Source organism: Catellatospora sp. NPDC049609 (assembly GCF_040675365.1).
Lineage (GTDB): Bacteria > Actinomycetota > Actinomycetes > Mycobacteriales > Micromonosporaceae > Catellatospora.
The window spans coordinates 50,477-74,438 of sequence record NZ_JBFAOU010000019.1 but is presented as its reverse complement, the minus strand read 5'-3'; the positions used below and the strand labels follow the sequence as shown (position 1 = coordinate 74,438).

Sequence of the window (23,962 nt, the reverse complement as noted above, 5' to 3'; positions counted from 1 at the left end):
CCGGCGCCGTCGAACCCGCCATGGGCTGCCCCGACGCCAGGTCGTTCAACAGCGCGGTCGGAGGTTCGATCCGGGTGGAGGAGGTACGGGCGGACCGGTCACACCGCGGCGAGCACCAGGGCCGTCGCGGCCAGGCCGAGGCCCGCGAACTGCACGGGCCGCAGGCGCTCCTTGTTGACGGCGAGCGCGAGCAGCACCGTGCTCGCCGGGTAGAGCGACGCGATCGGTGCGACGATGCTGAGCTGGCCCTGGTGCGCGGCGAGCAGGTAGAGGCCGTTGGCGGCGATGTCGAGGCAGCCCGCGACCGCGGTGAGCGCAAGCACGTTGCCGCGCAGGCGCAGCGTGCCGCCGATCCGCCGGAGCAGGAGCAGGCCGACCGGGATCGAGGCGAGCCGGGCGCAGGCCAGCGGCCACATGCCGGCCCCCTCCCCCGCCTGTGCCAGCAGGAGGAAGAACACCCCGAACAGCGCGCCCGCGGCGAGCGCCAACCCGATGACGCGCGGGCCCACCGCGCCCGCGCCCTCGGCGGGGCTGAGGCTGACCAGGGCGATGGCGGCCACGGCGCAGGCGGCGCCGATGAGCGGGGCGGGGCCGGGCCGCTCGCCGAGCAGCAGACCGCCGGTGAGCGGCACGAGGGCGGAGGTGACCGCGGCGACGGGGGCCACGACGGCCATCGCGCCGCTCGCGAGCCCCTGGTAGAGGAGGACAATCCCGAAAAGTCCGGCAATCCCTGCGGCCGCTCCCCAGCCCAGCGCCGACACGCCGAGCCGTCCCGGGATCAGCAGCAGAAAAGCTGCGATCATCGGTATCGCGTACAGCTGTGACACCACGGTGACCGAGAAGGAATGGCCTCGCACGCTCGCGGCACCCTGCACGGCCTTGCCGCCGCAGAAGTCGGCGGTGCCCCAGACCAGGGCGGACGTGCCGGCGAGCAGAACTGAGATCACGACGTGTTCGTATCACGGTATTGACCGCAAAGGACAGTCTGTTGACCGATACGACGATCGAACGGACCCGATCGGCCGACCAGGCCGACCCCGGTCCACGCGCGCCCCGGCCCCGGCACCTGCCCCTCGACGAGATCAACGCAGCGGTCGCGCTGCACGTACGCGCCCTGCGGGCCGGTCGCGGCTGGTCGCTGGACGAGCTGTCCGGCCGGTCGGGCGTCAGCAAGGGCATGCTGGTGCAGATCGAGGGCTGCCGCACCAACCCCAGCGTCGGCACGCTCGCCCGCATCGCGGACGCGTTCGGGGTGACCGTGGCCCGCCTGCTGCAGCCGGCCGCCGACCGTTCCGTGCACCTCAGCGAGATCGACGCCGCGCCCGTGCTGTGGCGCGGCGGTCGGGGCGGCTCGGGCCGCATGCTGCGCGGTCTCAGCGACCCGGACTTCGTCGAGCTGTGGGACTGGCGGTTCGCCCCGCAGGAGCGCTACGAGGCCGAGGAGCTGCTGCCCGGCACCCGCACCATGGTGCACGTGCTGATCGGGCAGATCGTGGTGACCGTCGACGGCGTCGACCACCCGGTCGAGGTCGGGCAGACACTGGACTTCCGGGCCGATCGGGCCCACACCTACCGCAACGAGCTGGACGGGCCGACGCGGCTGGTGATGGTGGTGGCGATGCCGCCCGGCGAGTTCGACCGCCGCCGCGGGCCGGCTATCGCCAAGCGCTGACTGACTGCCCGCTCAGCGTTGAGTGCCCACCCGGCGCCGAGCGCTCGCCTAGCGCTGACTGCCCGTCCGGCGGTGAGTGGCCACCCGGCGCTGAGTGCTCGTCCGGCCTTGAGGGGCCCATCCGGCGCTGCGGCGTACACGACGAAAGCGCCGCCCCGGACGGGACGGCGCTTTCGCGGTGGTCAGGCGGTCTTCTCCTCGCGGTGGTGCCGCGCCCGGCGGCCGGTGCCGAGATCACGGCGCGGGACGATGGTCGGGTAGACCTTCTCCAGCACGGTGTCCCGGGTGATCAGCACCCGCTCGGCGTTGGGGTCGCTGGGCACCTCGTACATCACGGAGAGCAGGACCTCTTCCATGATCGCCCGCAGGCCGCGGGCGCCGGTGTTGCGCAGCATGGCCTGGTCGGCGATGGCCTCCAGGGCCTCCTCCTCGAACTCCAGCACCACGTTGTCGAGCTCGAACAGGCGCTGGTACTGCTTCACCAGGGCGTTGCGGGGCTCGGTCAGGATCTTGACGAGCGCCTCGCGGTCGAGGCTGCGCACGGTGGTGATGACCGGCAGCCGGCCGATGAACTCGGGGATGATGCCGAACTTCAGCATGTCCTCCGGCATCACCTTGGCCAGCGTCTCGTCGCTGACGCGGTGGTCGGTGACCGCGCGCAGGTGCGCACCGAAGCCCAGGCCCGAGCGCGCGGTGCGCTGCTCGATGATCTGCTCCAGCCCGGCGAAGGCGCCGCCGCAGATGAACAGGATGTTCGTGGTGTCGATCTCGACGAAGTCCTGGTGCGGGTGCTTGCGCCCGCCCTGCGGCGGGACGTTGGCCCGGGTGCCCTCCAGGATCTTCAGCAGCGCCTGCTGCACGCCCTCACCGGAGACGTCACGGGTGATGGACGGGCTGTCGGACTTGCGGGCGATCTTGTCGATCTCGTCGATGTAGACGATGCCGGTCTCGGCGCGCTTGATGTCCCAGTCGGCGGCCTGAATGAGCTTGAGGAGGATGTTCTCCACATCCTCACCCACGTAGCCGGCCTCGGTCAGCGCGGTCGCGTCGGCAATGGCGAACGGGACGTTCAGCATGCGGGCCAGGGTCTGCGCGAGGTGCGTCTTGCCGGTGCCCGTCGGGCCGATCAGCAGGATGTTGCTCTTGGCCACCTCGACGGACTCGCCGCCCCGGCTGTGCGCCGCGTCGGCCTGCAGCCGCTTGTAGTGGTTGTAGACCGCGACCGCGAGGGCCTTCTTCGCGCCGTCCTGGCCCACCACGTAAGAGTCGAGGAACTGGCAGATCTCCATCGGCTTGGGGAGCTCTTCCCAGCGGACCTGCTCCTCGCCGGCGAGCTCCTCCTCGATGATCTCGTTGCACAGGTCGATGCACTCATCGCAGATGTAGACGCCCGGCCCGGCGATGAGCTTCTTCACCTGGCGCTGCGACTTGCCACAGAAAGAGCATTTCAGCAGGTCGCCGCCGTCGATCCGTGCCACCTACGACTCCCCCTGCCCCTGAAGCGGACGAACGCCGCGCCGCACACGCGGGTGCGGACTTCGGTTCTGCCTTGACGTTACCTGTTGTGAGCCGGTTTGCGACGGCCCCACCCCGCCGACCACACCGCTGATTCTGACACGCGGCTGTGACAGTGCGGCGGTGCCGTCCACCTGTTGGAGTGAACGGCACCGCACCGGTTCAGCGCGCGCCGGCCAGCAGGCTCTTCTTGCGGCTGGTCATGACGGAGTCGACCAGGCCGTATTCGAGCGCCTCGGGCGCCGTCAGGATCTTGTCGCGGTCGATGTCCTTCTTGACCTGCGCCTGCTCCCGGCCCGAGTGACGCGCGAGCATCTCCTCCAGCTGGGTGCGCATCCGCATGATCTCGCGGGCCTGGATCTCGATGTCGGAACCCTGACCGTAGCCGCCCTCGGTGGCCGGCTGGTGGATGATGATCCGCGAGTTCGGCAGCGCCAGGCGCTTGCCCGGGGTGCCCGCCGCCAGCAGCACGGCCGCGGCGCTGGCCGCCTGACCCAGGCACACCGTCTGGATGTCCGGGCGCACGAACTGCATGGTGTCGTAGATCGCGGTCATCGCCGTGAACGAGCCACCGGGCGAGTTGATGTACATGGTGATGTCACGGTCGGGGTCGGCCGCCTCCAGCACCAGCAGCTGCGCCATCACGTCGTTGGCGGACGCGTCGTCGACCTGGACGCCCAGGAAGATGATGCGGTCCTCGAACATCTTGTTGTACGGGTTGGTCTCCTTGGTCCCGTACGACGTGCGCTCGATGAACGACGGGATGATGTAGCGGTTGCTGACCTCGGCGAAGCCCGGCGTCATGCGTGGAAACATCGTTGCGCTCCTTCAGTTCCCGACCGGCACGGCCTGCGCCGCGGTGATCACGTGGTCGATGAAGCCGTACTCCCGGGCCGCCTCGGCGTTGAACCAGCGGTCGCGGTCGCTGTCGGCCTCGATCTGCTCCACCGGCTGGCCGGTGTGCTGAGCGATCAGATCGATCATGAGCTTCTTCGTGTAGATCATCTGCTCGGCCTGGATGGCGATGTCGGCCGCGGTGCCGCCGATGCCGCCGGAGGCCTGGTGCATCATGATCCGCGCGTGCGGCAGCGCCGACCGCTTGCCCTTGGCGCCGGCGCACAGCAGCATCTGCCCCATCGAGGCCGCCATGCCCAGCGCGATCGTCGCCACATCGTTCTTGATGTACTGCATGGTGTCGTAGATCGCCATGCCGTCGTACACGGAGCCGCCGGGCGAGTTGATGTAGAGGTAGATGTCGCGGTCCGGGTCCTCGGCCGACAGCAGCAGCAGCTGCGCGCAGATCCGGTTGGCGACCTGGGTGTTGACGTCACTGCCCAGGAAGACGATGCGCTCCTTGAGCAGGCGGTTGTACACAGAATCGTCGAGGCCGCCGGCGATCGGATCGGAACCCCGCGCAGTTGGAACGTGCAGCTCGCTCATATCGGCAGCCTTTCTCGTTGTCCTACAGCGACCCTAACCGCTGCCAGTGACGGCAGCTTCCCCGAGATCCGCGTGTTCGCTGTCAGCGCACGACGCCCGGAGGGCGAACGGCGAAGGACCCGCCCACGGTGGTGAACGGGTCCTTCGCGATGCTCATGTCAGTGGTCGTGACCCTCGTGGTCACCGTGGTCGTGGCCCTCGTGGCCGTCGCCCTCGCGCAGCGAGTCCAGGGTAAGCACCTCGCCGTCGGTGTCGGTCATCACGACCCGCTCCATGACCAGCGCCAGCGCCTTGCCCCGGCGCACGTCGCCGTAGACGGCCGCGGCGGCGCCGTTCTGGACCAGCCGGTCGTAGTACGCCTGCGGCGCGACGCCGGCCCGCTGGGCGCGGTGCACGATCTCGTGACCGTACTCGTCGTCGGTGACCTGCACGTCCTCGGCCTCGGCGATGGTGTCGAGGACGAGCTGGATCTTGACACCCTCGGCGGCCGCGTCGGCCAGCTCGGTGGTGATCTGCTCGTCGGTCTTGTCCTCAGCGGCGAGGTACTCCTCCAGGGAGGCGCCCATCCGCTCGAGCTGCTCGACCATGGCCGCCTTGCGCTGCTCGACCTCGTCGGCGACGACGCCCTCCGGCGCCGGCACGTTCGCCTGCTTCACCAGCTCGGCGAGGGCCTTGTCGCGGGCCGCGTACAGCTGCTCGACCTTCTTCACCCGGGTGATCCGCTGGCGCAGGTCGTCGCGCAGCTCCTCCAGGGTGTCGAACTCGCTGGCCAGGCCGGCGAACTCGTCGTCGAGCTCGGGGAGCTCCTTCTCCTTGACCGTGCGCACGGTCACGTTCACCTCGGCGTCGCGGCCGGCGAACTCGCCGCCCACGAGCTGGCTGGTGAAGGTCGCGGTCTCGCCGGCGGACAGGCCGACGACGGCCTCGTCCAGGCCCTTGAGCAGCTGGCCGGAGCCCACCTCGTGCGAGATGTTGCTGGCGGTGCCGCCCTCGACCTCGTTGCCGTCGACGGTCGCGACCAGGTCGAGCTGCACGTAGTCACCGGTGGCGGCGGCGCGCTCGACGGTCTTCAGGGTGGCGAAGCGCTGGCGCAGCCCGTCCACCTGCTCGTCGATCTCGGCGTCCGAGATGGCCAGCGGGTCGACCTCGACCTTGATCGCGCTCAGCTCGGGCAGGGTGATCTCCGGGCGCACGTCGACGTCCGCGGTGAACTTCAGCGGCTTGCCGTCCTCGAACTCGAGGTTGTCGACGGCGGGACGGCCCAGCAGCTTGACCTCGTGCTCGCGCACCGCGGCGAAGATCTGCTGCGGGATGGCCTCCTCGATCGCCTCCTGCAGCACGGCGCCACGGCCCACGCGCTGGTCGATGACCTGAGCCGGGATCTTGCCCTTGCGGAAGCCGGGGATGTTCACCTGCGCCGCGATCTCCCGGTACGCCTTCTTCAGGCTCGGCTCGAGCTCGGCGAACGGCACCTCGATGGCGAGCCGCACTCGCGTCGGGCTCAGAGTCTCGACGGTGCTCTTCACTGGCGTACTCCTTGGGATCTTTCGGTCGTTTTGACGGGGCCTACGCACTGTACTGCGCGGCCACGCCGCGTCATGAGGCCGGTCCGACACGCGGACACGGAGCCCGGTCGAGTGTAGGCGAATACCCGGATGGCCTCCCGCATCGGGCGGCCGTTATCGGCGGATGTCACACATCGCAGGCGCGGCAAACCCATAATATCCAGCAAAGCCGACAAACTGGGCGGGTAGTTCCGGGAGGAGACCCACCGTGCCACCGATCGAAACCGCGACCCTGCTCGCTGCCGTGCTCAACGACCCGGCCCGCTCATGGGCAGGCCTGCCGACACCGCGACTCCCGGTTTCCGGTGTGCCGCTCGGCGATCTCGCCACACTGGCCGCACCCGCCGGCGAGCGCGGCCCCGCCTGGGCCGCCGCCGCCTTCTTCGCCCTGCTGACCCTGGCGCTCACCGTGTGGCTGCACCGCAGAATCAAGCCGGAGCTGCTCACCCCGGCGAACGCGCATCTCGCCTACACCGACGAGGCCACGCAGCCCGGTGGAGCCCCATCCGCCTGATCGAACAAAGCCCCACCGGGGGTTCCGGCCCATCGCCGCGCCGACCCCGCGCCCCGGCCCAGGCGGCCCACCGGCTCGGACGAACGACCCCGGCGGGCCACCTGTGCCAGAGGACGAGGGGCGAATCGTCTCCCCGTCCCTGGGTACACCGTAGGCCCACAGAGGGGGCGGCATGGTGCAAATAACGAAAAAGCTTCAGAATGGGACACGGCTATATGGGTGTGCGGCCGGGTGCGCAGACCGCATACACTTCCGAGGGCGCCGCCACCATCGGCGCAACGGGGTGTAGCGCAGCTTGGTAGCGCACTCGCTTTGGGAGCGAGGGGCCGTCGGTTCGAATCCGGCCACCCCGACGAGCCACGGTGCGACCTCGGTTTCGGGTGAGCCGACCCAGCCGCTAGACTCGTGGCCACGCGGGCGTAGCTCAATGGTAGAGCTTCAGTCTTCCAAACTGACTACGCGAGTTCGATTCTCGTCGCCCGCTCCAACAGAAAGGCCCAGGTCAGGGACGGTGTCCCCGGTCTGGGCCTTCTGCTGTGGCGCGCATGATCGCTGCCGTGGGGGGCATGATCGCTGTTTCCGGTCAGGATCTGCGGTCTCACTGCACGTCCTGACCCGAAACAGCGATCACCGACCACGGCGGCGGACTCCGGCGAGCCTCCCACCTGCCTGGCGACGTGGCCGGTCCACGGTCAGGGCGCCCTCGCGCCGGTCGAGGTCGGTCGGCGTCAGGACGGGACGACCGAGCCGGGCCGACAACCATCGACGCTGGTACGCGGAGAGCTCGTTGACGAAGACGACCGCGTCGACATCGACGGCGTCACACGCCGCGGCCACCTGAGCCAGCTTTCCGCGACCGATGAGGAAGCGACGCGACAGCGGGGAGTCCAGCAACCGGACCCCGCCGTCGGAGACACCCCTGCGCTGGACGAACCGTGCCTGGACCCGCACGCCCAGCGCACCGAGCCGAGCCTCCAGAGCGTCGAGCCGAGCCTGATGGTCACGCACCTTCGCCGAGAACAGGCCCACCACGACCGCGGTCCGGATCTGGGTCATGGATGCCAGCATCGCAGGCAGGCGGCACCGGAGTGCACCCGGATGACCATCGGAAGGCCCCGCGTCGACATCCATGCCGATGCAGGGCGATGGCTCTGACCTCCGGTGCCGTGGTGTGCCGGCTCTCCTCCCGCCCACGGTTGAGAAAGGCGCCGATATGGGTACGGCCAGGAGATCCACGGCGAACCGGCCGAGGTCTCGCAGCGGCCGTCCGTCGGCGGGTGCTTCCACGGCATCCATCACATCAGCGCTGCCATCTTGCGTTCCTGGTAGGTGAGCTGCCGGGCTCGCCACCGGTGCCACGGACTCCCTGGCCATCAAGCAGTTGGTGCCCGCTCCCCAGTTCTTCTTCCACAAAATGTATGGCCGGCGTTGTCCGCGCAGCCGAACCAGGCCTTGCAGGAATCGAAGATGACCTTCTCAGCCAGCGTCATGTGCCTCGGCAACGTTTGGCGTCGCCGCCCATGACGAACCGGTCGAGCAGGTCGCGGCACTGGGCAGAAGCGGTCACATCATCCCAAAGCCAGAGGGTCTGATCGAGCCCACTCCCACCCGAAGGCATGGATACTGTTCACCGTGTCGGCGGTACGAATAAGGCTGCTACCCTCGACCGATGCGTCAGACGATCAAGGCGGCATTGCGAGTGCGCGCGCAAGAAGCTCGTGAAATGGGCTGGCTCAACATCGTGCCGATCGCCTTGTGCGGGTTCTTTCTGGGCTTGTCCGTCTGGAGTCTGAGCATCGGCGTCGACGGCCTTCGCGCGACGTTGGGTGGCATAGCCGGCACCGTGACGATCACCGAGTGCGAGCCTGAGCTCGGCCGGCAAGGGGGCCAGATCGGCTGGGACTGCACAGGAACATTTCGTTCGGTCGACGGTTCGGTAATGATCGACCGCATCGCCTTCGACAACTTCTTTGAAGATCGACCGTCGGATGCGGTCCCAGCTCGCGTCAGTGGTCCGGCCAGCACGACCGCACACGAGTCGGGCTCTTCGTGGGTATTTTGGACAGGCTTCGGAGTCGTCGCGCTCGGCGCGGTCTTCTACCTGCCGTGGTGGTGGTTCGGGCCCAGAGCCTCACGCCAACCCGCAACACGGCCCACCAGGATCGACAGGCGAAACAAGAAAAAGGGGCGGCGCTAGACAGCGCCGCCCCTTTCCGGGAGGAACTACAGCATCTTCTCCAGCCGCAGCAGCTTCGCGAAGTTGAAGGTACCGCCGAAGTTCTTGTTGAACGTGGGCTTCAGGGTCGCCCTGCTGTGCATGGTCATATTCTTGTATCCGTTCTCATAATCGTCGTTCGCCGCCAGCTTGTAACCCTCCCAGCCGATGTCCACGGCGTCGAACACATCCGGGCGCCATGGCCTCGTCCAGGGCGTGACCGTCGACTTGAGACCGCCCCAGGCGTCGTTGAGCTCTCGCCCCGCGTCCTTCATCTCCCGTCGCAGGTCCTTCAATTCGGCCTTGGTCGCCCGGTACGCGCCACGGAGTTTCTTCGCCGCGTCGTACGCCTCCTCCGCCGCGTCGAGGCCCTTCGTCGCGGCTCGAATACCCTTGATGCCTCCAACGACCGCCCGACCACCGGGAATCATGCCGGCTATGCCGAGCCCGCAGTCGAGGGCAGCGCCCTCGCTACATGACTTGTAGGTGTCGATGGCACCGAATGCCGCAGAAGCCGCGCCGAGGAACGGGGCCGCGGCTGTCAGTGGTGGCACCAGGCAGACAATCGCAGCCACTCCCAGCACCGCCGAGATGGCACCTGAATTGTTGTAGACCCATTTGCCGACCTCGCCAACGCCGGTCGTCACTGCCTTCTTCGCGTCATTGACGATTCCTGCGACATTGTTCGTGACGTTCTTGACGGCCTTGTCCAGAAAATCGGGCCACAACCCCGTCGCGTCACTGGCCGTCATCGGAGCGTTGTTGGCGTAGTTGTAGCCGTTCATCTGCTGCGGATCCTTGATGTCGATCACCGGGTCGACGGAGATGAATCTGCCGATGAGCGGGTCATACTCGCGGGCGCCCAGATGCGTCAGGCCCGTGTTGTCCTTGGTGCCACCGACGAACCCCTTGTCCATCGCCGTGGGCCAGGTGCCGGTGGTTTGCCGGAGCTCACCGAACGGGGTTTCCCGCCGGATCGACACTGCCTGCCCGACCGCGTTGACGGAGATCTGCGCGGTCCCGTGATGGTCGCCGCCGAGCCAGGTGATGCCCGCTGACGTGCGCATGGCGATGGTCTGGTCGGCGTGGGTGTAGTAGCGGGTGCACTTCTTCGTCCCGCCGTTGGTGGTGTACCGCAGTTCCTGACCTGGCAGGTAGAGCGTCTTGCCGGTCGGGTCCTCGCGGATGAGCCGGTTGCCGTCCACGTCGTAGATGAACGAGGTCGTGCCGGTCGAGTCCTGGCTGGTGGCCAGGTGCCCCTCGGCGTCCCAGGTCATGGTCTGGGTGCCGGCGGTGGGGGTGGGCCGGGTGAGCATGTTCCCGGACGCGTCGTAGGTGTACGCGCCGGTCTTCTTACCGCCGCTGTCCTCCGTGGACGTGCCGGTCAGCTGGTGTTTGCCGGCCGGGATGGTGTAGGTGGTGGTCCGGTCTCCGGTGGCGGTCGCGTGCTGCACCAGCTGGGTGCGGTTGCCGAGCTTGTCGTAGGAGTAGGTGTTCCAGTACTTGGCCGGCCCGCCCAGCGCCGCCGCGGTCGGCGCCGGGTTGCAGTCGCCGTTGGCGGGCGTCCAGGCGTCCTTGAGCTGACGCAGGTGGTCGGTGGTGAAGCACTGGTGGTCGCCGGCGGTCAGGTCGGAGATCTTGGTGACGTTGCCGTTCGGGTCGTAGGAGAAGCGCTGATCGGCCACCGCGGTCGGGGCGGTCTGCCGGGTGGTCCAGATCTGCGCCAGCCGCCGGGTGTCGGTCTGGTAGTCCCGGACGATGTCCACCATGCTGCCGCTGTTGTGCCGCAGGTGGATCGCGGCCAGCTCACCGAAGCTGGTGTACTGGGTGCCGGGCGTGCCGTCGAGCAGGTTCGTCACGTAGGTGGTGGCACCGATGCTGGTGTTGAGCGTGGTCGGCTTGCCGAGGCTGTTGTAGCCGCGGGTGAGCTGCTCCGCCACCAGATCGCCCATGGCCGGGAGCCGGGTCGTCGCGACCGATCCGTCGGGGTTGTAGGTGTAGACGTAGGAATATGAGCCGTTGAGGCCCGTCTCGGCGGTCGGGATGGTGTGCTTGGTGCTCGTCGGCTTGTAGTCGATCGTGTAGCCGACGTGCTCCTTGATGTACTCGTCGGTGCCCACGTATCGGATGGTCTTGACCAGCTGACCGAAGACATCAGTGCCGTTGCTCAGCTTGTCGTAGATCCACTCGGCGCGCTTCGGGCCGGTCGTCGAACCGTCCCGCATCGTCGTCTTGCGGCCGACCGCGTCGTAGGTGTAGGCGATCTTCCGGAGCTCGGCGTCAGTCGTCGACTCGATGTCACCGTAGGCGTTGAAGACCGTCGTCGTCGTGCCCTTGTCCGGGTCGATGCTCTTGGTCTGTCGGCCGGCCAGGTCGTACTCGTACTCCCACTTGTTGCCCTCCGCGTCGAACACCTTGACCAGGTGATCCTTGCGGTCGAACTCGTAGGTGGTCTTGTCGAACCCGGTGTCGCTGCCTGCCGCGAAGCCCGGCTGGTATACGCGGTACTCGGTGGTGTTGCCGAACGCGTCGGTGACCGTCGAGGTGACCATGCCGCCTGCCGGCGGGGTGACGTCGGTGCGGTCACCGCCATATGCCGTGGTGGTGCGCCACTTCTCCGTGCCACTCTCGCTGGCCGGGGACCCGTTCACCTTGTGGATCTGAGCGATCTCCCGACCCGCGCCATCGAACCGCTTCACGTCGAGCGACGGAATGTTGCCGGTGGGCTGGAACAGTGCGGTGCCGGGGGCCACCGGGGCCACATACGAGCTGTAGTTCTTGTAAACCCTGCCGGCGGAGTCGTAGAACGTATCGGCGATCACCGCTCCAGCGCCGCCCGTTCCATTGGCCTCCTGGGTCTGCCGTAGCCGAAGCAGGCTGTCATGCAACAGGTAGGACGTCACATAGTCGCCGGCCGGGTTGAGTCGCTTCGTGGTAACCACGGTGTGGGCGTTGTTGCGGATCAGGTATTCGTAGACGATGTTCGCCGTCTGCGTCGCCCGGTCCCGACCTGCCAGCCACACCGACGTCAACCGGCCCAGCCCGTCATAGGCCAACTCGATCTTGCGGCCGTTGGCATCCGTCGTGACCACCGGCAGGTTCCAGGCCGGCTCGAACGTGGTCGACTTGACCCAGCCCAGATGGCTGGTCTCGGTGGTCGCGGTCAGCGGGCCCCCGGTCGCCGGCGTATACGCCGTGGTGGTCTTCGCCCCGCGGATGTCCACCGACTCCAGGATTCGACCATGGCTGTCATAGGTGGCGGTCCGCACCGTCTGATAGGTGGGCGTCCCGGAGGTGTAGGCCGTCAACTCCTCCGATTTGGTCACCGAGCCCTTACTCGGCACGGTGGTGCCCTCACCGGTACTCCACGCATTGCCGTCATACGAGGTCTTGGCGTCCGCGATCACCTCTTTTTCGGTGAGCCCACCCGCCTTGGCCGTCGCACAGTCGACAGCGAACGTCTGCACCCGCGACGTCTTGTCGACAATCCACAACGTGGTATTACGGACATAACTGGTCAGCGTGCACTTCTCGTCACCGGTGGCAGGGGTGCCCCGCTCCTCGGTCTCGACCGGCATGCCATAACCGTCGAAGACGGTCGTCTGAGAGGTGGTGCGGAACCCTCGGCCCTTGTCCAAGGCGGTCCGATTGTGGGTGGCCTTGGTGCCACCGAACCGAGCGTGCACCGTCGTGCCGTCCAGGACCCGGGTCGCGGTCGGCGCCGACTGCCACGGCTCAGACACCGCCGCTTTGACCTCACCTCCGGTCGGCCCGTCGAAGGTGATCGTCTCCCGAACCTGCCCGGCGTAGACATCCTCGTCCTGGATCGCCGGGATGTTGCCGACCGTGATCGCGGGCAGTGTCACCGTCCGCGTGCCCGAGGGCAGCTTGTCCCCGTGCATGCCGCGGAAGTAGCGACGCTCCTCCATGGTCTGCTCACCGGGATCGCCCTTCACGGTGCGCACGGTCGCATAACCGCGCCACACCGACCAGGTCTTGTTGGCCTTCTTGGTCATCCCGTCTTCGTCGGTGTAGTGCCATGCCGGGTCGCCGACGTAGTCATAGTGCGTGATCGCGCGGGTGGACGATCCGAACTTGTCTGCCTCCACCACATCCGTCACCAGATACTTGTGGAAGAAGTCGTTGATCGGCGTGGAGTGCCCGGACGGGGTCCACTTCACCGGATAGCAGCGATAGACGTTGTCGTGCAGATTGTTCTGATCCGGCATCCGGGTGCCCTTGACGCAGTCCGGCGCCGAATAGGTCACATCCAGCTTCCCGCCGGCCTCCGAGTTGATGGTCTTGATCCGGAAGCGGTTCATCGCGGGATACTGGTCGCTGTTGGTGTCGACCCGGTTGGTCAGCACCTGACCCACGAACGTGACGTCCGGGACGGTCGTCGTGGTGCCGATGTGCCCGGTGTGGGAGATGCCGGCCAGCCACAATGCCGCAGGCACACTGTCAGTGGGATCCGGGAAAGAGTGGGTCAGCGTGAACGACTCCACATCCCGGTAGGCCGTCCCGTCCCACACCTGCGTCTTGACCGAGCTCAGACGCTTCTTCGTCCAGAAGCTCGGCGACTTCTGCGTCAACCCGCACGTGCCGGCGGTGCACTCCTGGTCCATCGGCACATCCGGCCAGTTGGCGTCGTTCGTGCAGTCGGCCAGACAACGATCGGCGACCGTGAACAACACCTGCATGGGGGCGCTGCCTGTCGACCCGGTACGTGTCCCGTACTCGATCTTCGTCAGATAGCCGGCCCGGTCATACTGCGTGTCGTCCTCAGCCTTGTTGTTACGGCCGTACTTGTTGGTCTCCTTGGCGTACGTGAACGACATGGTGTTGCCGTGCGGGTCGACCACGTGGTCCAGCTGCCAGCGGTAGCCCTGGACGCAGTGCGAGTCCGCGAAGGCCGTCTCGCGGCACGGCTCACCGCTGTGGTTGCCGAAGACCGTGGTAAGCAGCGTCGCGTTCGATCCCGCCCGGCCGCCGAACCAGTACTGCGTGCCGTCGGTCGTGGTGGCCACCCACCACTCGCCGTCGTTGTCACCGCTGGGTCCGCCGGTCCGGCGCTCGACGAGCGTGCCGTCGTCGCTGCGCAGGTGCCAGCGGTTGCCGCTGCCCTTGATGAGCTCACCCGCGTGACCGGGCATCGAGATGGTGGCGTTGTCGGTGTCCCAGCACTGGTCACCGGTCTTCTCCGTGTTGTTGGCGCCGGAGCCCATGTCCTCGGAACAGGTGTTGTATCGCCGCTCGACGAAGCCGGGATGCCAGTCGAATCCCTCACCGACCCACGACGGCTGGCTGTTGGCCGACACCATCTTCCCGTCCACGCTGGACGAGGAGTAGTTCAGCGCGATGGAGGGCGCCGGACCACCGACCGCGGGGGGCACCCGCAGCGCGTAGGACCAGGAGAAGTCACCGGTGTTCCCGCCGGCGTTCCAGGTCGCCGACGGCGACAGGGAGGTGGCCTTGTAGTCGCCCGCCGAGCCCGCCGGGGCGGCGGCCAGCGCCATCAGGGTGCCGCCGGCCAGGCTCGACCGCACCGGCTCGTCCCCGGCCAGCGTGCCGCGAGTCGGCACCGTCACCGTCGACTGGGCGGTCACGTCGACCATGGCGGTCACGGTGCCGGCCCCGGCATCGTTCGTGGACGGGACGACGGTTCCCTGACACGCGCGCAGGCCCGGCGTGGTCAGCGCGCACTCGGGCAGGACCAGCAGCTGCAGGCGGGAAGACCAGTCGCCGCCGTACGCGTGGCGGAACCCCGTGTAGTCGATCGTGACCGCGGCCCGGCCGCTGCGCCGCGCCCGGTCCGTGCTGGACACCCGCAGCAGCAGGCCCTGCACGCCGGCCGCGGCCGTCTGCGCCCGGTCGAAGGACTGCACCCGCACCCCGGAGAGCGCTCCGGCATCGACCGACACCGGCAGCCCCGGCGCGGGGACCGCACCGGCGTCACCCAGCCTGCGTGCCTCAGCCGTGGGCATGACGACGTCCACAGTCGACCGGCCGGGCCACACCGGGGCGGCAGCCCGGAACGGCCGGCCGGTCGACCGCGTCGTGAGGGCCGCGGGCTTGACCGTGTGGCCGGCCACCACCTGCTCCTGCTGCGGCTTGCCGGGTTTGTAGGGCGCCGCCGAAGCCGGCGGCGCATGCAGGATGGTCGCCAGGATGGCTGCACCGACCCCGATGGCTAACGAGCGATGACGATATGACACAGCAGTTCACTCCTCCGTGGATGGTCATAAGCGTGAGTCGCGGAGCGGAACCCCGGAGCTGAGCTCTCCGGGGGTGAACCTGGTCAGCCCGCAGTGCTCGGAAGCTGCCGAGCGCTGCGGGCTGAACGAAACGGAATCAGGAGATCTTCGTGAGGTCGGTGACGACGCCCTGGTAGAGGCGGACTTCATCGACGTCGCCGGCATACCAGTTGTTCGGGTCGCCGTTGACGGTGTGCCCGCGTCCGATCAGGAGCGGTCCGGTGGAGTCCCATGGCACCCAACCGGCGTGCAGCGGCGACGTCATCGCCAGCGTCCCGTCGACGTACAGCCTCATCTCCCGCTTCTGCGCATCGACCACACCCACCAGGTGGTGGTAGGCCGTGGTGGGATTGGGAGCAGCGGCCGTCGCGTAGGTGTTCTGGGTGTTGTCGGTGGCCGAGGCGTTCATCCGGAACTTCCACTGGCCACCGCTGTCGGTCGACCAGTAGAGCAGGAATCCCGGATAGGTCCCGTCGCTCTGCTGCGCCAGGAACACCTGGTAGGCAGCCGTCAGGGACGAGGGACGCGCCCACACGGACACCGTGAAGGACTGATCCGTGTGCAGCACCTGGCCGGCGGTGGCGACATAGTCGTCGACTCCGTCCAGCCGCAGCCCGGTGCCCGTGTGGCCGGCACCGGCCGGCGGAACCTGCGTGCCACCGTAGAAGTCGAGATCGTGGAAGTAGCCCGAGGCGTCGTACGAGGGCCCGAACCCGACCTCCTCGAAGTCCCACTTGCCCACCAGGCTGCCGCTGGTCAGGATCGTCGGATCCACCAGCTTGTCGATCTCGGCCTGGAAGACCACCCGATCCCAGAGCTGCAGGTCACTGGCGGCTCCGGACCACGCATTGGCGCCACCGTCACCGATCCTGATCGGGTTCGACGGGTTGAACGCCCGCGCGCCGGTCTCGGTGTCCTGGAGCACACCGTCCACGTAGAGCCGCAGTTCGAGCGACGCGGAGTCGAAGGACCAGGCCAGATGCGTCCACAAGCCGAGCTGCGGTGCCGCGGTCGAGACCGCGCTCTTCCAGGTGGGCAGCGGATCCGCGGTGTTGTCGTTGGACGCCAGCTGCACCGACCAGCGGTCCAGGCTCCGGTCCCACATCACGTTGAAGGCCGGGTGGTTGGCACCCTTCTGCGCCACGAGGCTCCGGTTCGCGGATCCCTTCGCGTCGAGCCTGGCCCAGATCGCACCGGAGAAGCTCTTGCTGGTGTCCAGGAAGTCGGCACGGCTGATGCTGTCGTCGACCCCGTCGAAGGTCGCCACCGTCTCGCCGCCCAGCACGCGTCCCGGCTGGCCCAGCGTGGCGCCGTTGACCGTCGCCGTCCGGCCGTTGCCCGAATCGTCGGCCACCGTGACCGACTCGGCCGGGTCGTTCAGCTTCCAGCGCGCGACGGCGGGCGACTCGGCCTTCACCACGAACTGGTAGGCCTTGGTCTCCTCGTTGCCGGCCCGGTCGATCGCGGTCACGTACATCGTCCTCGGCCCGCCGGAGGTCGGGGTCCAGTCGACGGAGACGCTGCCGCCGAGCGTGCCCGGCGTGATCTCGGTGCCCGGCGGGTTCGACCAGCCCCACTTGAACATCTGCGTGTCCGAGGAGCTGGCGAACGTGAAGCGACCCGTCTTACCCACCGAGCCGCACGGCCCGCCTGCGCAGACGTCGGTCCCTTCCCGGTAGACGTCCGCCGTCACCGTCGGCATGGCGGGCTTCGTGGTGTCGATCTCGAACTCGCACCAGCCCGACGCCGAGCTGGTGGCATTGGCGTCCGACGCGGTGGCCCGGAACGCGTACCTGGTGCCGTCGGAGACACCTGTGGTGGCGATGGTCCAGCGCGTGCCCGGGACCGCGCGGGTGCCGGTGCCCGGATAGGCCACCCACACCGAGGTGTTGGGCTGCTTGGCCACGATGTCGGGGTTGCCGTCGCCGTTGACGTCCCGGCTCACCAGGGTCTGGTATCCGGTCCAACCCCCGCCGATCTGGACACGGGTGCCGTACGGGGATCGCGCACCGCTGCCGGGGTAGATCCACATCAGGCCGGCCGCGTCGTAGATGATCAGATCAGGCTTGGTGTCCTTGTCCCAGTCGATGGAGCCGGCATAGGTGACCCCGCTGGTGCTCCAGCCTGAGCCGAGCTGGACCTTCGCGGATGAGGAGCCGCTGGGGTAGAGCCACATCACGCCGGCGCCGTCCCGGGCGATGATGTCCTGGTCGCCGTCGCGGTCCCAGTCGGCGAGGCCGGCGATGGCGTACGGGTTCCAGCCGGTCCCCCGCTGGACGCGGGTGCCGTGCCCGGTGCGGGTGCCGTTGCCCGGGTATTCCCACAGGATGCCGGTGGCGTTCTCGCGCGCGAGGAAGTCCTGCTTGCCGTCGTCGTTCCAGTCGGCCATGCCGGCGATGGTGTAGCCGCTGAAACCGTGGCCGATCTGGGTCCTGGCGGTGCGGGCGCCGCCACTGCTGCCGGGCAGCAGGTAGAGATCGCCGACGCCGTCCACCGCGAGCACGTCGGGGAAGCCGTCGTTGTCCCAGTCCCCCGTCCCGACCATCGTGTCGGAGCCTTCGAGGACACCTGCGGGCAGGTTCACCAGCGCGGTGGTCCCGGACGGGACACTGGACTGCGACACCGTCGACGACGGCGCGTAGCTCACGTCGTCGTAGCGGATGCGGGCCCAGTGGAACGACGCGGTCAGCGAGTTGCCGTCGCCGTCCTGCACACCCGCGCGCAGCGCCGGGGTGGAGGTCTTGACGAAGGGCCGGTCGTCGCCCGTCACGCAGGCCTTGCCGTCCACCGTCAGCTGCGAGGGCGCCACGGGGACCGTGTTGGTGGTGACCACCAGCTTCGCGGTCTTGGCGTCGAACTTCTTCCACCCGCTGTCACTGGTCTCGTCGGCCGCCTTCAGCCCCCAGTTCGTCTCGGTCGCGGTGCCGTTGGCCACCGTCTGCAGCGCGGTGGCCAACGAGCCGCTGAATTCGGTGAGCTTGCGCGCCCCACCCCAGTTGGCGTTGGAGACCGTGGCGGTGTTCGACCCGCTCCACGTCGAGGCGTGGTTGCTCCAGTTGGTGGCGGAGCTGAACGCGCCCACCGCGCGCAGCTCGGTCGTGCTGTTCGCGGTGGCCGCGGACCACAGCAGATCGATGGTCAGCTTCGCGGCCACGATCTGCTTGCCCTTGAAGCCCGACGTCGGGAACCGGAACATGGACCGGTAGTCCATCGTGTTGCTGTCCGGGTAGATGTTGCCCACCTTGGCGCACTCGGTGCTGTACTCGTTGCCGGTGCTGGGATCGGTGGGGCAGTCGTTCTTGTCGTAGGACCAGTACTCCTGCGTCGTGGCCGTACTGTTGATCATCGTCCAGGCGCTGTACCCGATCGTCGGGTCCAGGTGCATGGGGAAGGTCGCGGTGGGATCGGTCAGCAGCGTCGCGTCCGGGGTCAGCTCGATGCGACCGCTCTGCCGAGCCATGCCCATCGGCGCGTGGCGGCCGTTCGCGTCCCACATCATCGGCTTGCCGACGTGCAGGTCGTCTCCGCTGACCGCAGCGTCGAACGCGAACTTGCGCAGCGCCGGGTTGCGCGCCGCCGTGCGGTCCTTGACGACCAGCACCTCGCTGAAGCCGGTGTCCTGCGCCGTCACCACTAGGTCCACTCCCGGCAGCACCTCGGCGTAGGTGGCCTTCGCGCCGTCGACGGAGGGGGCGGGCAGCGTGCCCTGCCAGCTCAGGGTCGCGGCACCGCTACCGCGGCGGGCCTTGACCAGCGAGCCCGCGCCACCGCCGGACAGCGTCATCTCCACCGTGGAAGCACGAGGGGAGAGAGTGCCGTCGGGGTTCGCCACGAGCGTGGCGTCCAGCGCCGCCCAGGCACCGTCCGCGCGACGCACCCGCTGCGGGTGGGCGAACTCCTCCACCGTGCCGGTGCCGTCGGGGTTGGCGAAAATCCGGCGCGTCTCGGTGCGAGCCGAGACGTCCTCGACCGGCGTCTGGCACAGCGCTGCCGCCGTCGCCGCCGCGGTCGGCGACGGAGCAGTGTCGGTACACGCCGGACCCGCCGCCGCGGGTGCCGCCGGCACCGCGACGACCGGCAACAACGCTGCCGCTAAAAAGATCTTGAGTGGGCTTCGGAACATCCGCGCAGTGGATCAGGGGCACCTTGCCGCGCTCTTACCGCAGCCTTACCATTCCCGATCATGTACTTCCGGCTGCTCGGCCCGATGACGGCCAGTCACCCTCATGGCCGCCTTCAGCTGGGCCGCCGCCAGGAACGCTGCGTGCTCGGCCTGTTACTACTCGAGGCCCCACGAGCGGTGACCACCGAGCGGCTGATGAACCTCCTCTGGAACGAGGAACCACCGGCCGGGGCGCGGGCGACCATGCACACCTACGTGGCACGCCTGCGCGCCCTGCTGAAACCGCACGGCGTACGGATGGTGACCCGCGACGGCAGCTACGCCATGGACGTCGACCCCGGCGCCATCGACGCGCATCGGTTCTCCGTGGCGGCCGTACGTGCCCAGAACCTCCGGGACCCGCGGGAGCGTGCCGACGGCCTGGCCGCGGCCCTGCGCCTCTGGCACGGTCCGCTGCTCGCGCATGAGGCCGACGACCTGCTGCGCAGCCGGATCGGCGCCCGGCTGGAAGAGCAGCGCCTCACCGCATCGGAGCTGTATGCCGAAGCCGAGCTGGCCTGCGGCCGGCACCGGCACCTGCTCGCGGCACTGGCCGAGCTCGCCGCACAGCATCCCACCCGGGAACGGCTGACCGGCCTGTTCATGCTGGCCCTCTACCGGGACGAGCGGCAGGCTGACGCGCTTGCCGCCTATCAGCGCACCCGGCGCATGCTCAGCAGCGAGCTCGGCCTGGAGCCGGGATCAGACCTCACCCTGCTGTACAAACAGATCATCACCAAGGATCCGGCGCTGGCGGCCCAGACCCCGCCGAGATCCGCGGTGACCCGCACCGCCAACCCGCTGCACGGTGGTGAGCCGGGCGCAGCTCGCTCGGGCAACGCCGGATACCCCTCGGCCGCAGGGACGTCCCGGCGGAACAGCCGCTGGTAGCGCTGGTCGTCCACACCTTTCGCCGTCGGCAGCCCCGAGCGAGCACGGCCTGCGGTGGCGCACCGCCGGAACGGGCCGAACCGCCGATGGGGGCATCGCACGTTGGTCGGCACCGGGTGGTCCGAGTCGGCTGTCCGTCAGAAGGAGGGCGGATACACCACGACAACCCGGCAGGGAGAACCCGTGAACCGTGTGTACGCCCTTCTCGTGGGGATCGACGCATACCCGGACCCGGTGCGCCCCCTCGCCGGGTGCCGCGACGACGTGGCCGACGCGCGCCGTCACCTGCTCGCTGCGGGCGTGCCCGAGGACGGCATCCGGGAGCTGGTCGACGCTGCGGCGACGAAGGCCGCCGTCGTGGCGGCGTTCCGCGAGCACCTGGGCCGGGCGGGGTCCGGCGACAGCGTGCTGTTCTGGTTCAGCGGCCACGGCTCGACCGCGCCGGTGCTGCCGGAGGGCTGGCACCTGGAGAGCAGCGGCGCCACGATGCAGACGCTGGTCTGCGTGGACAGCCGCGGCCCGGACGGCGCCGACCTGCTCGACAAGGAGCTGGCGATGCTGATCAGCGAGGTCGCCGCGGGTGGACCGCACGTCGCCGTCGTGCTCGACTGCTGCCACTCCGGCGGCCTCACCCGGACCCCGCCCTCGATCGGGATCCGCTTCACCGGCCCCGGCCGGACGCCGGGCCCGGACGCCCTGCTGCCGGGGTTGCGGGAATGGCTGGCCCGCGCGCGGCCGCCGCGGGAGCGGGCCGACCACGTCTCGCTCGCCGCGTGCCAGAGCCGGCAGCCCGCGCACGAGCTGCCGGGCCCGGACGGCGTCCGGCGCGGGGTGTTCAGCCTGGGTCTGCTCGGCGAGCTGCGCCGGCCGGGTGCCGCCCGCACGTACCGGGAGCTGATGACGGCGGTGCGCAGCCGCGTGGAGAACCACGTCGACGGCCAGACGCCGGTGCTGTTCCCGGCGGCCGAGCCGATCGTGGACCAGCCCTTCCTGGGCGGCCAGGTGCGGATGCCGGTGGCGAGCATGGCGATGCGGGAGCTGCACGGCAGGTGGGTCGTCGACGCCGGCTCCTGCCACGGGCTGGACCCTTTGGACACGGCCGCCCGGGTCGCCGTGCACGGCGACGGGCCGTTCCGGGAGGCCCGGGTGGTCGCCGTCTCCCCCGGCCGCAGCGTGGTGGAGCCGCTGGGCTGGGAGCCGGTGCCCGGCACCGTCTACCCGGTGGTGCTGTCCGCGGTGGCGCTGCCGCGTACGGCGGTGACGGTGGGCGGTGACACCGGCGACGACGAGCGCGCGGCGCGGGCGGTCCGGGCGGCGGTCGAGGCGGCGGGGCCCGGCGGTGGCCGGTCGCCCTACCTGCGGCTGGTGCCCCGGGACGCGCTCACCGACCGGCCCGAGCTGGTCGTGACGACCCCGGCCGAGGGCGGCGGGGAGATCCGCAGCGCCGACGGGGTGTTCCTGGCCGCGGCCGCGACGGGGCCCGGCGGGCCGGCGCCCCGGGAGGTGGTCGAGCGCCTGGAGCACATCGCCCGGTGGCGGCAGGTGCGCGCCATCGGCAACCCGACGTCCCGGCTGGCCGGGCTGGTCCGGCTGGAGCTGGTCCCGGCGCTGCCGGGCGACGTCCACGCACCGCGCGACCGGGAGGTCCTGCGGCCGGGTGCGTCGGGCGCCGTCGAGCTGGAGTACCAGCCGTACGAGTACGGGTTCACGCCGCCGGCGGTGTTCGTCCGGATCCGCAACGCCTCGCCGCGGCCGCTGCACTGCGTGCTGCTCAACCTGACCGACCAGTTCCGGATCAAGGCCGGGCTCTTCCCCGGCGACTTCGTCGACGCCGGCGCGGCGGCCTCGGCGGACGAAGGGGAGCCGATCGACTTCCGGCTGCCCGAGGACCTGCCGATCCGGCCTGGCGCGCAGGTGCGAGACTGGCTCATGTTGATTGTGTCGGAGGACAAGATCAATCCAGAGTCGTTCGCCCTGCCCGAGCTCGGCACGCCGGGCCCGGTGCGCCACCGCGGCGCGTCGGCCCTCGACGGCATCGTCGAGCACCTGGCCCTGCGCACGCTGGAGCGCGAGGCCGTGTCCAGGCCGCGCACCGCGGCCGACTGGTGCACGTCGCTGCACGAGGTGGTCACCCGAGTGCCGGATGATGGAGCGTCATGTCCGTGACCGATCCCCAGCCCTCCGGCGACGGCGGCGCGCTGGACGACGCGACACGCGAGCGCCTGCTCGCCCTGCTCCAGGCTGAACTCTCCCGGGCCGGTGCGGAGGCGCTCGCGCGCGGGGTGTCCCCCGCGGCGCTCGCGTCGTACCTGGACGAACGTGCCGCATTGCTGCGCGCGCGGATCGACGAGGCGTCAGCGGCGCGCGGTGCCGCCGTCGAGGATGGCCCGGACCGCCGTGACGACGCGGGCTAGCTCATCCGGGTCGCTCAGCAGCGCGGCGAGCCGGTCGGTGCCGCCGGGCGCGGTGTGCGGCTGTCGGGCCATGTCACCGGCCACGTCCATCCTGCCGAACACGGTGGCGATGACGTCGCCGACGGCCCCGGCCTCGTCGCCGGGGGCGGCCGCCAGCCGCAGCTGGATGGCGGTCAGCGCGAGCGAAGCCAGGTCCGCCATCCGGCCCTCCTCGATCTCATGCGGTTCGGTGAGCACCAGCGGGGGCGGGTCGACCACCGCCGCGTCGCGGTCGACGAAGGCCGGCGCCGACGGCGGCGTCTTGGCGCCGAGCGGCCGCTCCACGTAGTCGGCGTACCACTGCGGGCGGGTGCGCATCGCGGCCAGCACCAGCTCGATGTCGGCGTGCACGGTGCGGGTGTCGCCGGCGGTCACCTCGCCGGTGGTGCGGGCACGGCGCTGCGCCCAGCTGTCCACCGGCCACAGCTGCGCGCCCGCCGTGGCGGGCACCCCCACCCAGACCAGGATCTCCACGGCCAGCTCGGTCAGCCACGGATCGTGCGCCAGCCGGTCGCCGAGCCACTGCGGCAGCCGCGGCCGCTGCAGCGCGCCGCGCGCGCCGCGACGGCGCCGGTGCGCGTCGACCGTCACCGCGCGCAGCCGGCCGGTGATCCAGCCCTCCGCGTTGTAGATCTCCGCGGTCGCGTGCGCCAGCATGTCCTCCACGACCGCCTCCACGTCGTCGTGGAACCGGTCCAGGCAGGCGTCGGCCAGCCGGTTCACCGCGACGGCGCAGGTCCAGTGCCCGCGCCGCTGCTCGTTCACCTTGGTGAGCCGGTGGAACACGACCGGCCAGGCGACCGTGAACGCGGCGCCGCTGAGCCGGGTCCGCTGCCGGGGCGTCGCGGTGCGCGCGTACTCGGCCAGCCGGCCCTCCCGGGCCAGCGTCCGCAGGTGCGCCACCGCGTCCGAGGGCGCCGGAGCGTCTACGACCACGTCGGATCTCCTTTCCTCCCGCTGAAAGGGAATGCGGCAGAGGGTGCCACACACGAGGTGGCACGTGGGGCCACGGGCGCGTACGGGGTTGTCCGGACCCATGTGTGATCGAGATCGATCAAGCTGTGGAAAAGTTAGCCCACGGAATGTAATCGGGTACAGACCCAGCGTTGTTTCTGCCCGGTCAGACCAGGCACTTCGGCATCGAAGAGCCGTTGCCACCCGCCGAATTGGTCGGAGCGTCCGCCGAATTGGTCGGACGGCCCGGCAGAGACGGCGGTCACCCGGCCCGATCGCCGCCGGGCGCACCCGATGGCGCTGAACGATGTCCGATCATCCGGGCTC

15 protein-coding genes and 2 tRNA genes are annotated in these 23,962 nt (G+C 69.4%); 8 read left to right on the top strand and 9 right to left on the bottom strand.

Features of this window, described 5'->3' with window-relative positions; all coding sequences use genetic code 11:
• Positions 1–98: 98 nt before the first annotated feature.
• On the bottom strand, positions 99–947 hold the full coding sequence (locus AB0J67_RS08600) for an EamA family transporter (protein WP_363478132.1): 849 nt from the start codon (positions 945–947) through the stop codon (positions 99–101).
• A 41-nt stretch (positions 948–988) separates the two neighbouring features.
• Between AB0J67_RS08600 and AB0J67_RS08595 the strand changes: the two genes are divergently transcribed.
• Entirely contained in the window at positions 989–1,672 is a 684-nt protein-coding gene (locus AB0J67_RS08595) for a helix-turn-helix domain-containing protein (RefSeq protein ID WP_363478129.1), read from the top strand.
• Between the two features lie 182 nt (positions 1,673–1,854).
• On the opposite strand, the gene clpX is transcribed toward AB0J67_RS08595, so the two are convergent.
• The 4 genes from clpX to tig all read right to left on the bottom strand — a co-directional run bounded on the left by clpX (position 1,855) and on the right by tig (position 6,153).
• A complete protein-coding gene (clpX, locus tag AB0J67_RS08590; RefSeq protein ID WP_363478126.1) occupies positions 1,855–3,150 on the bottom strand; it encodes an ATP-dependent Clp protease ATP-binding subunit ClpX in 1,296 nt (431 codons plus the stop codon).
• Between the two features lie 199 nt (positions 3,151–3,349).
• Positions 3,350–4,003 (bottom strand): ATP-dependent Clp protease proteolytic subunit, encoded by a 654-nt coding sequence (locus AB0J67_RS08585; protein ID WP_363478123.1) that lies wholly within the window; start codon positions 4,001–4,003, stop codon positions 3,350–3,352.
• A 12-nt stretch (positions 4,004–4,015) separates the two neighbouring features.
• Complete coding sequence (locus AB0J67_RS08580; protein WP_363478120.1) at positions 4,016–4,627, bottom strand: ATP-dependent Clp protease proteolytic subunit; 612 nt, start codon at positions 4,625–4,627, stop codon at positions 4,016–4,018.
• A 158-nt stretch (positions 4,628–4,785) separates the two neighbouring features.
• Positions 4,786–6,153: a trigger factor gene (gene tig / locus AB0J67_RS08575; protein ID WP_363478117.1), complete on the bottom strand. Its 1,368-nt coding sequence runs from the start codon at positions 6,151–6,153 to the stop codon at positions 4,786–4,788.
• A 247-nt stretch (positions 6,154–6,400) separates the two neighbouring features.
• On the opposite strand from tig, the gene AB0J67_RS08570 reads away from it, so the two are divergent.
• The 3 genes from AB0J67_RS08570 to AB0J67_RS08560 all read left to right on the top strand — a co-directional run bounded on the left by AB0J67_RS08570 (position 6,401) and on the right by AB0J67_RS08560 (position 7,193).
• On the top strand, positions 6,401–6,706 hold the full coding sequence (locus AB0J67_RS08570; RefSeq protein WP_363478114.1) for a hypothetical protein: 306 nt from the start codon (positions 6,401–6,403) through the stop codon (positions 6,704–6,706).
• Between the two features lie 279 nt (positions 6,707–6,985).
• A tRNA-Pro gene (locus tag AB0J67_RS08565) sits at positions 6,986–7,059 on the top strand.
• 60 nt (positions 7,060–7,119) lie between these two features.
• Positions 7,120–7,193, top strand: a tRNA-Gly gene (locus AB0J67_RS08560).
• A gap of 140 nt (positions 7,194–7,333) precedes the next feature.
• Here AB0J67_RS08560 and AB0J67_RS08555 read toward each other — a convergent pair.
• Positions 7,334–7,762, bottom strand: coding sequence for a hypothetical protein (locus AB0J67_RS08555; RefSeq protein ID WP_363478111.1), 429 nt, complete (start codon positions 7,760–7,762; stop codon positions 7,334–7,336).
• 613 nt (positions 7,763–8,375) lie between these two features.
• Between AB0J67_RS08555 and AB0J67_RS08550 the strand changes: the two genes are divergently transcribed.
• Positions 8,376–8,903, top strand: coding sequence for a hypothetical protein (locus AB0J67_RS08550; RefSeq protein ID WP_363478108.1), 528 nt, complete (start codon positions 8,376–8,378; stop codon positions 8,901–8,903).
• 26 nt (positions 8,904–8,929) lie between these two features.
• On the opposite strand, the gene AB0J67_RS08545 is transcribed toward AB0J67_RS08550, so the two are convergent.
• Positions 8,930–14,536, bottom strand: coding sequence for an RHS repeat-associated core domain-containing protein (locus AB0J67_RS08545; RefSeq protein ID WP_363478105.1), 5,607 nt, complete (start codon positions 14,534–14,536; stop codon positions 8,930–8,932).
• Positions 14,537–15,272: 736 nt separating this feature from the next.
• On the bottom strand, positions 15,273–19,256 hold the full coding sequence (locus AB0J67_RS08540) for a LamG-like jellyroll fold domain-containing protein (RefSeq protein ID WP_363478102.1): 3,984 nt from the start codon (positions 19,254–19,256) through the stop codon (positions 15,273–15,275).
• Between the two features lie 102 nt (positions 19,257–19,358).
• On the opposite strand from AB0J67_RS08540, the gene AB0J67_RS08535 reads away from it, so the two are divergent.
• From AB0J67_RS08535 to AB0J67_RS08525, 3 genes are read left to right on the top strand one after another with little or no spacing between them, the layout of a single operon-like run.
• Entirely contained in the window at positions 19,359–20,228 is an 870-nt protein-coding gene (locus AB0J67_RS08535) for an AfsR/SARP family transcriptional regulator (protein WP_363478099.1), read from the top strand.
• Positions 20,229–20,282: 54 nt separating this feature from the next.
• On the top strand, positions 20,283–22,394 hold the full coding sequence (locus AB0J67_RS08530; RefSeq protein WP_363478096.1) for a caspase family protein: 2,112 nt from the start codon (positions 20,283–20,285) through the stop codon (positions 22,392–22,394).
• On the top strand, positions 22,391–22,642 hold the full coding sequence (locus AB0J67_RS08525) for a hypothetical protein (RefSeq protein ID WP_363478093.1): 252 nt from the start codon (positions 22,391–22,393) through the stop codon (positions 22,640–22,642). Before AB0J67_RS08530 ends, AB0J67_RS08525 begins: the two co-directional genes overlap by 4 nt.
• Here the strand turns inward: AB0J67_RS08525 and AB0J67_RS08520 are convergent.
• Positions 22,583–23,617, bottom strand: a complete 1,035-nt coding sequence (locus AB0J67_RS08520; RefSeq protein WP_363478090.1) for a hypothetical protein — start codon at positions 23,615–23,617, stop codon at positions 22,583–22,585. The genes AB0J67_RS08525 and AB0J67_RS08520 overlap by 60 nt on opposite strands.
• Positions 23,618–23,962: the final 345 nt, after the last annotated feature.

Excerpts from the sequence above, each read along its gene's own strand:
- AB0J67_RS08545 (WP_363478105.1), bottom strand. The coding sequence starts at position 14,536 with ATGGTCGACGTGACCGCCCAGTCGACGGTGACGGTGCCGACTCGCGGC.
- AB0J67_RS08550 (WP_363478108.1), top strand. The coding sequence starts at position 8,376 with ATGCGTCAGACGATCAAGGCGGCATTGCGAGTGCGCGCGCAAGAAGCT.
- AB0J67_RS08580 (WP_363478120.1), bottom strand. The coding sequence starts at position 4,627 with ATGAGCGAGCTGCACGTTCCAACTGCGCGGGGTTCCGATCCGATCGCC.
- AB0J67_RS08535 (WP_363478099.1), top strand. The coding sequence starts at position 19,359 with ATGTACTTCCGGCTGCTCGGCCCGATGACGGCCAGTCACCCTCATGGC.
- AB0J67_RS08585 (WP_363478123.1), bottom strand. The coding sequence starts at position 4,003 with ATGTTTCCACGCATGACGCCGGGCTTCGCCGAGGTCAGCAACCGCTAC.
- AB0J67_RS08555 (WP_363478111.1), bottom strand. The coding sequence starts at position 7,762 with ATGACCCAGATCCGGACCGCGGTCGTGGTGGGCCTGTTCTCGGCGAAG.